The organism is Bacillus bruguierae, from assembly GCF_037104725.1.
Taxonomy (GTDB): Bacteria; Bacillota; Bacilli; order Bacillales; family Bacillaceae_G; genus Bacillus_A; species Bacillus_A bruguierae.
In genome coordinates this window covers 50,987-65,005 of sequence record NZ_JBAWSX010000016.1, presented here as the reverse complement: position 1 = coordinate 65,005, position 14,019 = coordinate 50,987, and the positions used below count along the sequence as shown (strand labels likewise).

Annotated in this window: 12 protein-coding genes and 1 pseudogene; 10 read left to right on the top strand and 3 right to left on the bottom strand. The window is 34.5% G+C overall.

Going from position 1 to position 14,019, the window contains the following annotated elements; all coding sequences use genetic code 11:
* Positions 1-6: 6 nt before the first annotated feature.
* Positions 7-768, bottom strand: a complete 762-nt coding sequence (locus WAZ07_RS20975) for a DODA-type extradiol aromatic ring-opening family dioxygenase (RefSeq protein WP_336473981.1) — start codon at positions 766-768, stop codon at positions 7-9.
* Positions 769-985: 217 nt separating this feature from the next.
* Between WAZ07_RS20975 and WAZ07_RS20970 the strand changes: the two genes are divergently transcribed.
* From WAZ07_RS20970 to WAZ07_RS20925, 9 genes are all read left to right on the top strand, one after another.
* Entirely contained in the window at positions 986-1,909 is a 924-nt protein-coding gene (locus tag WAZ07_RS20970; protein ID WP_336473980.1) for an alpha/beta hydrolase, read from the top strand.
* 255 nt (positions 1,910-2,164) lie between these two features.
* Entirely contained in the window at positions 2,165-2,611 is a 447-nt protein-coding gene (locus WAZ07_RS20965) for a GNAT family N-acetyltransferase (RefSeq protein ID WP_336473979.1), read from the top strand.
* 50 nt (positions 2,612-2,661) lie between these two features.
* Positions 2,662-3,009, top strand: coding sequence for a YunG family protein (locus WAZ07_RS20960; RefSeq protein ID WP_336473978.1), 348 nt, complete (start codon positions 2,662-2,664; stop codon positions 3,007-3,009).
* 111 nt (positions 3,010-3,120) lie between these two features.
* Positions 3,121-4,428: a bifunctional S-methyl-5'-thioadenosine deaminase/S-adenosylhomocysteine deaminase gene (locus WAZ07_RS20955; RefSeq protein ID WP_336473977.1), complete on the top strand. Its 1,308-nt coding sequence runs from the start codon at positions 3,121-3,123 to the stop codon at positions 4,426-4,428.
* 157 nt (positions 4,429-4,585) lie between these two features.
* Positions 4,586-6,220 (top strand): peptide ABC transporter substrate-binding protein, encoded by a 1,635-nt coding sequence (locus WAZ07_RS20950; RefSeq protein WP_336473976.1) that lies wholly within the window; start codon positions 4,586-4,588, stop codon positions 6,218-6,220.
* Between the two features lie 351 nt (positions 6,221-6,571).
* A complete protein-coding gene (locus tag WAZ07_RS20945) occupies positions 6,572-7,270 on the top strand; it encodes a response regulator transcription factor (RefSeq protein WP_336473975.1) in 699 nt (232 codons plus the stop codon).
* Positions 7,260-8,330: a sensor histidine kinase gene (locus WAZ07_RS20940; RefSeq protein ID WP_461781911.1), complete on the top strand. Its 1,071-nt coding sequence runs from the start codon at positions 7,260-7,262 to the stop codon at positions 8,328-8,330. The genes WAZ07_RS20945 and WAZ07_RS20940 overlap by 11 nt, the downstream gene beginning before the upstream one ends.
* A gap of 84 nt (positions 8,331-8,414) precedes the next feature.
* A complete protein-coding gene (locus WAZ07_RS20935; protein ID WP_336473974.1) occupies positions 8,415-9,317 on the top strand; it encodes a M23 family metallopeptidase in 903 nt (300 codons plus the stop codon).
* An 826-nt stretch (positions 9,318-10,143) separates the two neighbouring features.
* Positions 10,144-11,073 (top strand): patatin-like phospholipase family protein, encoded by a 930-nt coding sequence (locus WAZ07_RS20925; protein WP_090912066.1) that lies wholly within the window; start codon positions 10,144-10,146, stop codon positions 11,071-11,073.
* Positions 11,074-11,449: 376 nt separating this feature from the next.
* On the opposite strand, the gene WAZ07_RS20920 is transcribed toward WAZ07_RS20925, so the two are convergent.
* Together WAZ07_RS20920 and WAZ07_RS20915 are read right to left on the bottom strand one after the other, a co-directional pair.
* Positions 11,450-12,745 carry an Nramp family divalent metal transporter gene (locus WAZ07_RS20920; RefSeq protein WP_336473973.1) on the bottom strand — a complete coding sequence of 432 codons (1,296 nt, stop codon included), beginning with the start codon at positions 12,743-12,745 and terminating at the stop codon, positions 11,450-11,452.
* Between the two features lie 506 nt (positions 12,746-13,251).
* Positions 13,252-13,473, bottom strand: a pseudogene (locus tag WAZ07_RS20915) (sensor histidine kinase); the annotation flags it as partial.
* A 97-nt stretch (positions 13,474-13,570) separates the two neighbouring features.
* Here WAZ07_RS20915 and WAZ07_RS20910 point away from each other — a divergent pair.
* Positions 13,571-13,774 carry a hypothetical protein gene (locus tag WAZ07_RS20910; RefSeq protein WP_336474014.1) on the top strand — a complete coding sequence of 68 codons (204 nt, stop codon included), beginning with the start codon at positions 13,571-13,573 and terminating at the stop codon, positions 13,772-13,774.
* The last annotated feature ends 245 nt before the right edge of the window (positions 13,775-14,019 follow it).

Sequence of the window (14,019 nt, the reverse complement as noted above, 5' to 3'; positions counted from 1 at the left end):
TAGTAATTAGAATTGTAAACAAAGATAACTTAAAGTTCCGAATTCATAGCTTCGATGAATTACTTTTGGCTTGGCATTACCACTTCCCATTGCAATGAAAAGAGGTACAAAGTGTTCTGCCCTTGGAACAGCTAAACGTGCATGGGGAGCTTCAGCTTCCCAGTTGAATAGGGTGTCTGTACTGTTATTCTGAATTTGATCAATGAGCCATTCATCAAATTCAACAGCCCATGGTTCAGGTGTAGTTTGTTCCCATTTTAACATTCGCAAATTGTGCACGGTAACACCGCTGCCAATAACTAAAATATTTTCTTCTCCAAGTCCTTGAAGAGCTTTTCCAATTTCATATTGTTCTCTTGCAGGAAGGAAAGGGTTTACTGAGATTTGAACAACAGGTATATTAGCTTTTGGATACATACGGTGCAGGAGTGTCCAAGAGCCATGATCTAATCCGCGTGTTGTATCTTTTTGAACCGCAATTCCGCGATTTTTAAATTTTTCTTCTAGCATTGCTGCAATAGATGACGAACCTTTTGCTGCATATTTTATTTCATATAGTTCAGGAGGAAAACCGCCAAAATCATAAATTGTTTCATATGCACTGTCTGAAGAAGAAATAGTTAAAATCTCACTTTCCCAATGAGCTGTAAAAATGACAATTGCTTTTGGTTTGTATGTTTCACCAAGTGTTTGTAAAAAACTCGTATAGTCTGTATCTTCAATGGCTAGCATAGGAGAACCATGTGCTAAAAATAATGATGGCATCATAATTATTACCTCCAATAATTTAATTACTTTATGTAAGTAACTATATAACTATATGTTTGTTTCGTCAAGAATAAAGTGGCAGAAATAAAAATCTCATGATTTGTAATAAGAAAAGCTTTTACATATAATTTATAGGAAGAAAAATGAATCATAGTTCATTTTGTGGGGGATAGATTCATATTGTTGTGAAATAGATTATAGGCTTGGGGGAGTCAAAATGAATAGACAAGAAGGATTCGTAATGACATCGGATGAATCAGAAATTTATTTACGTCAATGGTTGCCAAAAAATGAACCTCGTGGAATTGTTCAAATTGCACATGGTATGGCAGAACATGTTGGTGCATATACGGAATGTATCGAAGCGTTATTGAAAGCTGGATATGGAGTATATGCTTATGATCATCGCGGACATGGAAAAACCGTACAGCAGGAAGAAGATTATGGTCATTTTGAGCCGAATGTGGGTTGGGATCAAGCTGTTTCTGATGTGATTTTCGTTTCAGAGCTTATTCGTAAGAAGCATACTTGTCCGCTTTTCTTATTAGGACATAGTATGGGTTCTTTCTTATCAAGACGTGCCGTGCAGCTTCGCGGTGAGCTATATAATGGACTTCTTATTTCAGGAACAGGAGGGAATCCAGGACTTTTAGGAGTCATTGGCCATAAAGTGGCAACGATTGAAATGAAGCTTCGCGGAGCAAAAATGAAAAGTCCAATGCTAAACTTCTTATCATTTGGTAATTTTAACTCACACTTTAAGCCAAACCGTACGAAGTTTGATTGGTTGTCTTCAGATACGAAGCAAGTTGATAGATATATAGAAGACTCATTATGTGGATTTATTTGTACAACGAGTTTTTACCGTGAATTATTTAACGGTGTGCTGATGGTGAACAAACTTGAAGCATATAAGAAAACACCAAAAGAACTTCCTATTCATATTTTTTCGGGGGACCGTGATCCAGTTGGAAACATGGGGAAAGGGGTTCAAGAAGTATATGAAATGTATAAAAAATGTGGTGTTAAAGATGTTACCATCCGTTTATATGAGAACGGACGGCATGAAATGTTCCATGAGGTAAACAGACAGGAAGTGTTCCAGGATGTGATTTCTTGGTTAGACGAGCATGTTGTGTAAGAGAGGAACTTACCTAAGCAATTTGCTATGAAAGATATCCTATATTTCAAATAAAGTCGCCTTAACAGAAATGGCGACTTTTGTACTGGAAAATAGTGTGTTATTTTACGCTTTTCACCTCACAAGTAAACCCGTTATTTATATAGGTGGGGTTTCTTTTTTGGAATGGGAATAGAAAATAATATTAAAATTAATATTCAGAAATAAAAGAATTTTATCCTCTGTGTGTATAAAAGAAAAAAGGGAGATGAATCAATGATTGTTAGAAAAGCGCTATTAGAAGAAGCAAACGAGCTAAGTAACCTCGCATTATCCTCAAAAGCAACTTGGAATTATAGTGAAGAATTTATATTAGCATGTAAGGAAGACTTAACAATTACAGAACAATATATTAAGAATAATTATGTTTATATTTTAGAAGAAAATCAAGAAATGATTGGCTTTCTTTCCTTTCAGAGAAAAGAAGTAGACAGTCTTGATTTTCTATACCTACATCCAACTTACAAAGGGAAAGGCTATGGCAGAATTCTTTGGGAAAGTGTTGTTCAAAAAGCAGTTGAATTAAATATGAAGAGTTTTACGATTGATAGTGATCCAAATGCGAAAGGGTATTACATAAAAATGGGAGCGAAATTAATAGGAGAAACACCTTCTACTGTTTTTAAAAATCGCCTATTACCACTTTTGCAGTATGATGTGTAAATTGAGCCAGTTTAATCGGATATTTTGAATTCAGTTAGGAGATGCTAAGTATGATGTATATGGAAATAGAACAGATGAGAGAGGTTTTGTTTCAATCTTGGTCAAAAGAGACAAGTTCAAAATGGACACTAGACAATCCAGCGAAAGGGCAATGTGGTGTAACGGCTTTAGTAGTTCATGATTTATTTGAGGGCGAAATTATGAAGACAAAGGTTTCGGAAGGCTGGCACTTTTACAACTTCATCAATGGTAAAAGATATGATTTTACAGCACCACAATTTTTAGAAGAGATTATATATATGGACATGTCTTCTAATAGAAAAGAAGCATTTGCAGATACAAATGAGATGCAATATGATGCTTTAAAACAAAACGTTCGTATCCATATAAAGGAATAAACCTTGTATTAATTTATCTTTTGACTCTTATCGGTAAATAAGTTACTATAACGGTAGTAACTTATTTGAGAAGAATATTTATTTCTAAAAGAGTCGAGAGGGGAAATATTTATGAAAACAGCATATGTAAGCGCTACAATCGTGACTTTGAATGAAAAAAATGAAGTGTTGAAAAATGGATATATCATTGTAGAAGATGATCAAATTATAGAAGTACAATCAGGAGACTTACCGAGCGGAAAAGAAGTGGATCAAATTATTAATCTTCATGGAAAGTGGGTATTGCCAGGTTTGGTGAATGCGCATACGCATGTCTTGATGAGCATTTTACGTGGAATAGGTGACGACATGCTTTTAAAGCCATGGCTTGAAACGAGAATTTGGCCGCTTGAGAGTCAATTTACACCAGAGCTTGCTGTTGCTAGCACAGAGCTTGGTTTATTAGAAATGGTGAAAAGCGGAACAACAACATTTTCTGATATGTTTAATCCAATTGGAGTAGATCAGGATTCTATTATGGAAGCTGTTCGTAAAAGTGGCATGCGCGCTGCTGTTTCTCGAACATTATTTAGCTTCGGAACGAAAGAAGATGAAAAGAAGGCAATTCAGGAAGCAGAGAAGTATGTGAAGCGTTATGCCAATAAGGATGGTATGTTAACAACGATGGTTGCTCCTCATAGTCCGTATGCATGTTCTACGGAAATGTTAGAAGAGTGTGCGCGAATTGCAGTGGAAAATAAGACGATGGTTCATATTCATCTTTCCGAAACAGACCGTGAAGTTCAAGATATTGAAGCGCAATATGGAAAACGTCCAGTAGAGTATGTAGCAGATTGTGGATTGTTCCAGAGACCGACAGTAATTGCTCACGGTGTTGTGCTAAATGATAATGAGCGCATTTTCTTAGCAGAACATGATGTGCGCGTTGCTCATAATCCGATTAGTAATTTAAAATTAGGATCGGGTATTGCAAACGTTCGCGCGATGTTAGAGAGCGGCATAAAAGTCGGAATTGCAACAGATAGTGTTGCTTCTAATAACAATTTAGATATGTTTGAAGAAATGCGCATTGCGACTTTATTGCAAAAAGGTGTTCATAAGGACGCGACAACATTACCTGTTGAAACACTTCTCACATTAGCAACAAAAGTAGGGGCAGAGGTAATCGGGATGAACCAAACAGGTTCATTAGAAGTAGGCAAGTGTGCTGACTTTATTACAATTGATCCATCTAAAAAGCCACATTTACAACCTGCAGAAGAAGTATTATCACATCTTGTATACGCAGCAAGTGGGAAAGATGTTTCAGATGTTGTTATTAATGGAAAACACATTGTTTGGAACGGTGAGTGTAAAACGTTAGATGAAGAACGTATTATTTTTGAAGCGAGCCGTTATAAACAAGGATTGAATATGTAAGTAATAAGAGAACGCTATACTTTCATCAAGTGAAAGGTAGCGTTCTTGTTTATGTTTGAAAAAAATAAAAATTCGGTGGAATGTAACACTTTTAAGATAACTATTCTGTTATAATATAAAACGTTTTATAAATTATTTGAATTAAAGGAGCCGATTTATGAAGCAGCATGAACGATTACTGATAGGAATTATACTTGCCACCTCTTTATTGATTTCAGCTTGTAGCAATAATTCGAGTAAAGCGAAGGGGGAAAGTGAAGAACAAGTATTAAATGTAACGATATCAGAAGAAATTCCGTCCTTAGATACTGCAAAATCCATGAACGGTACATCAGCGCATGTCATGCAAAATATATTTGAAGGATTATATGTACTTGATGAGAAAGATAATCCAGTGCCTGGTGTTGCAAAATCTTTTGAGAAAAGTACAGATGGAAAAACATATATATTTCATTTGCGTAAAGATGCAAAATGGTCGAATGGAGATGCTGTAACAGCGCATGACTTTGTTTATTCATGGCAGCGCACAGTGAAACCGGAAACAGCATCACAATCTGCATACATGTTATTTTATATAAAAAATGCAGAAACAATAAATAAAGGAACGTTATCTGCAGATCAACTAGGTGTAAAAGCTATTGATGATGTTACATTAGAGGTACAGTTAGAGAAACCAATCCCTTACTTCATTCATTTATTGCCACTTCCTATTTATTTACCACAGCACAAATCGTTTGTTGAGGGAAAAGGAAGCAAGTATGGACTAGAACCAGAACATATGATTTACAATGGTCCATTTGTATTATCGGAATGGAAACATGAACAAGAATTTAAGTTGAAGAGAAATGATACATATTGGGATAAAAATAACGTGAAATTAAAAGAAATTAATTTTCATATTGTAAAAGATACAGCGACAGCCGTTAATTTGTATGAAACTAATGGCATCGATCGTACTCCAATTAATTCTTCATTTGTTGATAAATATAAAGGGAAAAGAGATTTTCATACAACGAAAGATTCTGCTATAGCTATGTTGCGTTTTAATCAAAAGAATTCTGTACTGGCAAATATAAAAATACGACAATCACTTTCTATGGCTTTAAATAAAGAGGCAGTAGTAAATCATTTTCTAAACAACGGTGCAACAGCGGCTCAAGGACTTGTACCGGAAGGATATAAAAATGAAAAAGATGGAAAAGATTTTAGAAAAGAAAACGGTGATCTTGCCGTATATAATGTTGAAAAGGCAAAGAATCTTTGGGAAGATGCGAAAAAAGAGCTTGGTGTAGAACATATTACACTTGAATTTTTAACGTTTGAACAGGACCAAGCGAAGCAAACAGCGGAATATATGAAAGAAGAACTTGAAAAGAATTTACAAGGATTAACAATAAAAATAAAACAGCAACCATTTAAACAAAAATTACAACTTGAACAAACAGGGCAGTATGATATGTCGATGGTTGTATGGGGACCTGATTACAAAGATCCTATTAGTTATTTAGAATTATTTACGACAGATAATCCAAATAATAAAATGAGTTATTCTAATCAGCATTATGATGAGCTTATAAATAATGCGAAAAATGATCTTGTATTGGAGGACCAGAAACGCTGGAAAGCTATGCAAGAAGCAGAGAAAATCTTATTAGAAGGTGCTGCTATTGCACCGCTTTACCATACCGGGTCAGCATACGTTCAAAAGGAATATGTAAAAGGTATTGAAAAACATCAATTTGGCGGTGTTTATACGTATAAACATGCTTATATAAATCAAAAAGAGAAATAGATAAATGATTAAGTAGCTAAGAGCTTTAGATAAGCCTTAGCTATTTTTTTTATCAAGTATAGAAATGTAAATTGAAACAATAACCTAAAAACCTTTTTCTTTTTAGGAGGGCGAGGGCATCTGGCCATGCATAGAAGCGGGCAGGGTCATTTCCTGCCACGTGCAAGGATGAAAACAGAGAGAGAAAGCGAGTGTAGGTCCTGTTTTGCTCTGCATAGCAGCGACTTATATGTTGATCAAAATGGATATAGATTGTTTGGAGTTTAGAATATTTAGAAGTTTTTATGTTATGAACATGATACTATGAAATTGTGGGAAATATTTCAAATATAAATAAAAAGAGGATGGAGTATGACACAACAATCTATATTAGTCGTAGACGATGATAAGGATATTGTTCAAATGATTGAAGTGTATTTGCAGCAAGAAGGCTACAAAGTTGTAAAAGCTTATGACGGAAAACAAGCATTACAGTTATTTTTGGAACATGATATTGAACTGGCGATCCTTGATATTATGATGCCGATTATGGATGGAATTGAAGTGTGTAGGAGAATACGAGAGAATGATAATATTCCTGTTATGTTCTTGAGTGCGAAATCAACAGATGTAGATAAAGTCATCGGATTAAGTACAGGGGCAGACGATTATATCGGGAAGCCATTTAGTGTAATTGAACTGATAGCACGAGTAAAAGCGCAGTTAAGAAGATATAGGTATTTAAATCAATCTTCAAAACAAGTGCATGAGAAGAAGATACAAATTAGGGGATTAGAAATAGATGAGGCTTCTAGAAAGGTAATGTTATATGGAGAACATATTAATCTTACAAAGACGGAGTATGAGATTTTATATCTGATGGTAACGCATCTAAACCGCGTATTTACGCTAGAAGAAATTTATGAAAGTGTTTGGCGAGAAACAGCCTATGAAAGCAATAATACTGTGATGGTCCATCTAGCAAGACTAAGAGGGAAGATAGAAGCGAATCCAAGAGAATCAAAATTCATCCAAAACGTATGGGGAGTAGGATATAAAATTGAGAGCTAAATTATTTCAAGGAATAAGAATGAGGTTTTTTTTCATTTTTATATGCAGTATTGTATTAGCGACCTTATGTATTGTATTCTTTCAAAGTGCTATTAGTCATGTATATGGAAATACAGCGGAATTAGAGGAGAAGTATTCTTTTCTATATTTTGTTATTTTTCTTATCTTCATTTCATTCTTTTTCTTTCTATTATCAAAGAATATGATAACAAGATTAGAACAAATTAATCAGAATGTGAAAGAAATTAGCAAGGGAAATTTAGACGTACAGATACAAACAATGAAAAACGATGAAATAGGACAACTTGCAACAAATATTAATAAAATGACAAATAGTTTGAAAAAGTCAATTGAAAAGGAGAAGTTAGCACAAAAGATGAAAAATGAGATGATTAGTAATATTTCTCATGATCTGCGGACGCCAGTAACATCGTTAATTGGTTATGTGGATTTAATAGAACGTAATTTTGATGTAAATAAAGAGAATTGTCAGCAATATGTAAGAGTTGTAAAACGTAAAAGCCGTGAATTGAAAAATCAAGTAGATGATTTACTTGAGTATTGTCATATTAATTATAGAGAAATTCAGTTACATAAAGAAATAGTAGGAGTAAAACAATTAGTGGAACAAGTTATGATTGATTTTATTCCCCAATTAGAAGCAGTACAAATGAAATTTCATATAGAGTGTAATCAAGACTTACAAATAGAAGCTGATATCAGTTTATTAGTAAGATTAATGCAAAATGTAATTAGCAACAGCATTTCGTATGGAAAATCCGGAAAGATCATTGATATACAAATTTTTCAGGAAAATAGAAATGTTAAGATAAACATTAAAAATTACGGGAAGAAAATTTTACAAGAAGATATCCCTTATATATTTGAAAAATTTTATCGGGGAGAAAAGTCACGAAGTGCTCATACTGGTGGAAAAGGAATGGGACTTGCTATTGCTAAGAGCATTGCCAATATACATAAAGGTGATATTACAGTATACAGCGATGACAAGGAAACAATATTTACACTCATTTTGCCGCAATATTCAACGAAACCGTAAGAAAGTTGTAAGTATTTCTTTCAAATGTCGTAATTATTATTTTGTACGATCTTAATATAAGACATTACAAATGGAGGGAATACAATGTGGAAGAAATGGATAATGATCATGTTTATTACAATATTGGCAGTAGGTTGGGGTTCTGTTTATTTAGCTACTGGTATTGTGTCTGCTTTAGCTTGGTGGGGAATGCAAGCTTTTAGTATAGTAGGTTTCATTAGTGTAATAATTACGTTATGTGTAATAGTAGGTAAATTGTTTTCTAGAAGTAAAATACATAAAACAACCGTTACGATGTTTATTCTATCCACAGCAGCTGCTTGGCCAGCATGTTGGTTTGTTGGAATTGGACAAATTGCTTATCCAGTAAATGTTAATTCAGCTACACCGAAAGTAACAATTCGACTTCCGTTTAATGAAACTGTTCGGGTAGGATGGGGAGGAGAGCAACTTCAAACAAATTACCATGCTATCGAACCAAATCAACGCTGGGCGTATGATTTTATTGCTCCGCAAAAAGAAATAACAAATTCACAATTAGAGGATTATGGCATATACGGAGTGGAGGTAATAGCGCCTGCATCAGGAACAGTTATATCTGTGGAAGATTCAGAAGCTGATTTAACACCAGGAAATGATAATTTTAAGTCTATGGTAGGTAACCATATTTATATACGCTTAGATGAGACGGGAACATATCTTGTCCTTGCTCATCTAAAACAGGGATCTGTCAAAGTGGAGGTAGGACAACACATAGAAGAAGGAGCAGTAATTGCTCGTGTTGGCAACTCTGGAAATTCTAGTGAGCCGCATTTACACATTCATCACCAACGGCAAGATCCATCTAAGACGAGTATGTTTCTTTCTGAAGGATTACCGTTATATTTTCGTGATATAGACGGACCATCTATGCCAAAAGGGGGAAATCGTATAGAAGATGGAAGGGATGTACCGACAGGGGAGGTCATTTCACCAAATAAAAAATAATAAATTCATAATTGTATGGTTTGTCCCGCTCCAGTGGCTAGAATGTTCGGTGGCTTCGTTTCTTCCTACGAGGTAAAAAACCCTCTACGTCAGAAGCTCCATCCCCCTCACATTCTGAACGAGCGACTTCCGCTTTTCTTAAGAAGTTAGGTGGGAGATAAACTGCTGGCATGCGCCCGATTGGGAGGGCTAATAATCAGTGGGGGATGAAGAAAACCCACACTGATTAAAGTTTCACTTTATGTGTATTAGCATTATAGGAAAAAGAATCTTCGTCACTGTACAAAGGTTCTTTTTCCTATAGAGTAAAAATTAAAAACATAATTGCTAACAAGAAACAGCAAAAAGAGAAAGGGTTATTTTCTGTTTTTACATAAGTGTAGATTTATTAAACAAAGGAGGTCCTATCAGTTCCTACTGATAGGACCTCCAACCTCTCACTATCTTTTAGAACGTTAGATAAGTGAGTTCGTTATCATTTAAAGAAAACAAATAACTCGTGGCGAGTCGATGAAATGTATAGTAAAAGTAAAGTACTGTACTTCTACCAGGGGTTTTGAAAGAAATACAATTAATTTTTTGTTTAGCAGTTTTTCATAGTGGATAAGAATCCTATGCTAAAACGATAGAAGAATTAGTAGAATTTTATAACAAGAGTATATAAAGGTATTTTTGACACCATTACAGAACAGGCTTCTACTACAACTGACTTGAAGTAAAGGGCATATACATAAGGAATGCTCTAATATATGTATAAACATTTATTTTATCGACACTCTACATAAATGAATACACTATTAAACCTGAAAGGAAAGTTTAACATAAAATGAAACTTGATGGCATCTTTGAAGGTGGAGGAGTCAGAGGCATTGGACATGTTGGTGCTGTTTGTGCATTAGAAGAAGAAGGATATGAATGGACACGTTTAGCAGGAACCTCTGCTGGTGCCATTATTGCTGCATTTCTGGCATGTGGTTACAATGGAAAAGAATTAAAAGAAATCATTGGTAATTTAGATTATACAAAATTTATAAGCAAAACATGGATATATAATATTCCTCTAATTGGAAGAGGATTAAGCCTCTTTCTTCAAAATGGTTTATATAAGAATGATTATGAAGAGGAATGGATAGAATCTTTATTGTTAAAAAAAGGATTTCGTTATTTTAACGATCTAGGTGATGATGGGAAATTAAAGATTATTGTTTCGGACATTAGTAATGGGAAAATGGTAGTAATACCTGACGATTTACCGCAATATGGACTAACACATAAAGATATCACAATAGCTCAAGCAGTAAGGATGAGTGGAACTATCCCTTTCTTCTTTCAACCAGTAAAATTAAAGATTCCTAAATCAAAATATCCTTGTTATATTGTTGACGGTGGAATTCTCAGTAATTTTCCTATATGGATTTTTGATGACCATCCAGAATGGCCTACATTTGGATTTCGCCTAGTAAAAGACGAAATTATTGGAAAACCTATTGAGGATAGCAATCCTATTTCTTTGTATAAAGCTATGTTTAAAACAATGATGCAAGCTCATGATCTTCGGCATCTTACACCTGAAGCTAATGCGCGTACCATCAAAATTCCTACCGGGAAAATTGTAAGTACCAATTTTCATTTAACTCCTAGAGAAAGAGAACAACTTTATTTATTTGGTTATCAAGCTGCTAAAAGTTTTCTTGAAAAATGGGATTTTGAGGAGTATAAGAAGAAATATGTAATGAATCATAACTTTTCAACCTAAAAAGCTTCCACACATTCTTTATTAGCGTACCCAGCTAAGTTGTGTATTGCTTACTGGTATGTTTTCTGCAACTAAAAAAGGGTTCTTCTGTTCTTTTGATGATGATTCAAAAGTTGTATGTATTAAAGAAAAGTTGGAGTGTTACTTGAAATCATTTTCACTCTGAGGTTTTATCAAAATAAACGATTATATTACAAGCTAAAAAATTTCGGTTGTTTCACTAAATATGCTTAAGAACAACTTTTATTAAAATGCAAGGTTTTTTTAGAAATTGTGTAATAAAAATCCAAAATATAATTCCTAACAGGCAACGATAAATAGCGAAAAAAAAGAGAATGCCCTATACATTTAGCTTTGTATAAGGCATTCTCTTTTTTTAACCAACAAATGTTTGATACAACAAAAATATATTTAAAGCGATAATTAATGCGGCAATTACCCATGCAAGAGCTGTTGTAAAGTGATGATTCACAAGACCACCCATAATGCTCTTTTTACTTGTAAAGACAATGAGTGGAATTAATGCAAATGCAATTCCAAATGATAAAACGACTTGACTCATCACGAGGGCGTGAGTTGGATTCACACCTAATGCAATAATAACAAGCGGTGGAACCATTGTAATAAATCGTCGTACATATAAAGGGATGTGCATACGGACGAATCCTTGCATAATAATATCACCGGACATCGTACCGACGGAAGAACTGGATAAACCGGCAGCTAGTAAACCAATTCCAAAAAGAGCTGCTGATACAGGTCCGACTAAATGGCCAAATTCATGAAAAGCGACATCTAAATCTTCGACATGTAGTCCGTTTTTGAAGAATAGGGAAGCTGCTACAATTAACATACTTGCATTAATTGCTCCGGCAATGACCATTGCAATTACAATATCGATAAATTCAAAGCGGAAAATTTGTTTTCGCTCTGCATCTGTTGTTCCTACTACGCGTCGCTGTGTTAAGGCAGAATGTAAAAAAATTGCATGTGGCATGACGGTTGCACCTAAAATTCCTGCTGCAAGTAAAATACTATCTACACCTTGAAAATGAGGAACGAAAAGCCCCGATAAAAGAGGACTTAGTTCTGGTTTTGCGTAAAACACTTGGACACCAAAAGCAATAACGACGATAAAGACCATGCCGGTAATGACTGCTTCAAGTGGACGAAATCCTCTGCGTTGAAACTCTAGAATAATGAATGAACCTACTGCTGTAATGAATGCAGCGGGCAGCAGTGGAATATGAAATAATAAATTTAATCCTAAAGCAGCCCCGATAAACTCAGCAAGGTCAGTTGCCATAATGACTAATTCACCTTGTATCCATAAACCGATGGAAACAGGTTTTGGAAAATGCTCCCGAGCAACTTCCGGAAGGTTTTTTCCGGTAGCAATTCCTAATTTGGCTGATAAGGATTGAATTAACACTGCCATTAAATTTGAAATAAGGATTACCCAAAGTAGTAAATAACCGTACTGAGATCCTGCCGCGATATTCGTGGCAAAATTACCTGGATCAATATAAGCAACAGATGCGATAAAAGCGGGTCCTAAAAAAGGTAATAATCGTTTTAGTCCTTTTGTTTCACCGCTTAAAGCTAACTGTGCGGATTGCATCGTCCGATTATTTGGTGGAAGATGTTCACGTTCTTTTGTGTTTTCTGTCATGTTTTGTTTCCCCTTTTGCTTGTTAACTTGATGCAATTTGTTTTATTTTTGTTATTGATTTTATCCCGCATTAACGGGCAGTAAGACCCCCACCTCAAGATTCAGAGAGAAACGAGGAAGATAGGTGGGGGATAACTGCCCGTAAAAGCCCGATTGGTTCAACTAACCATCAGTGGGAGATAAAAAAACTCTCCACTGATGGAAGTTTCACTTTATTAAATACATAAATTTTATTTCTTTTATTTGAACATAAATTTTTCCTTTGTGCAAATTATATTACATTAGGAAAAAATGGTGCTAGTTTATTCATGCATATAATGATAAATCAAATATTTACAGAGCGTGGAAGGAATAGAGTGTTTTGCCATGATTATTTAAAATATCAGCAATAACGTTTACTGTTTATAGAATAGTTGTGATTGCTTCGCAGAGTATTTATTTTTGTTTATCGCTATTAATGGACGTGAAAAAAAGATGGCTCCGGTACAAACCGAAACCATCTTTTTTTATTTTTTTAAATAGATAGTAAAAATAGTCCCGCGGCCTAATTCATTTGTTACAGAAATACTACCGCCGTGCAATTCAACAATTTCTTTTACAATTGCAAGGCCTAAACCAGTTCCGCCTGTTGCACGAGTTCGAGATTTATCAATTCGATAAAACCGTTCGAAAATATGAGATAAATGGTGCTTTGGGATGCCTTCACCTTCTATTGTAATCGTAATATTTCCTTTGTTTTCACCCTTGCGTGTGTTGCTTTGGAATAATGTTTGTACAAATCAATACCAATAACCTTGATAAACGAACAAAAAGAAAAAGCGTGTTTTGAAAAAAATTAATCAAAACACGCTCTTAAAATATTTTAATGTATCACTCTTTTATAAAAAAGTTTTAATCATTAAGGGTATCAAAGATGCTCATAGAACGGACTACAGGCCAAAAGTTCAACTTTTGCAAACAAAAGATGATACTGAAAATGGAGACATAGTAAATTTTAAACAAGTTAGATATACAGCTGAAAAAGATTAGGTTTATAGTTATTTAATTTCAATTTGATGAACAAAAAAACCAATCCATTCGTGAATTGGTTTTTTTAGGGGTATCGTTCCATTGCTATCAAGTTAAGAAATTTGTTATTCCTCAAAAGAAAAATCAGCTTTCCATTGACAATTGACTTTTTAAAAATGTGAAAAGAGAGGTTGGCTTGCCACCTCTCTTTTTTTATCATGCAAAGGAAATTCTATATGAAAATAATTATGTTCCCAAATATAGGA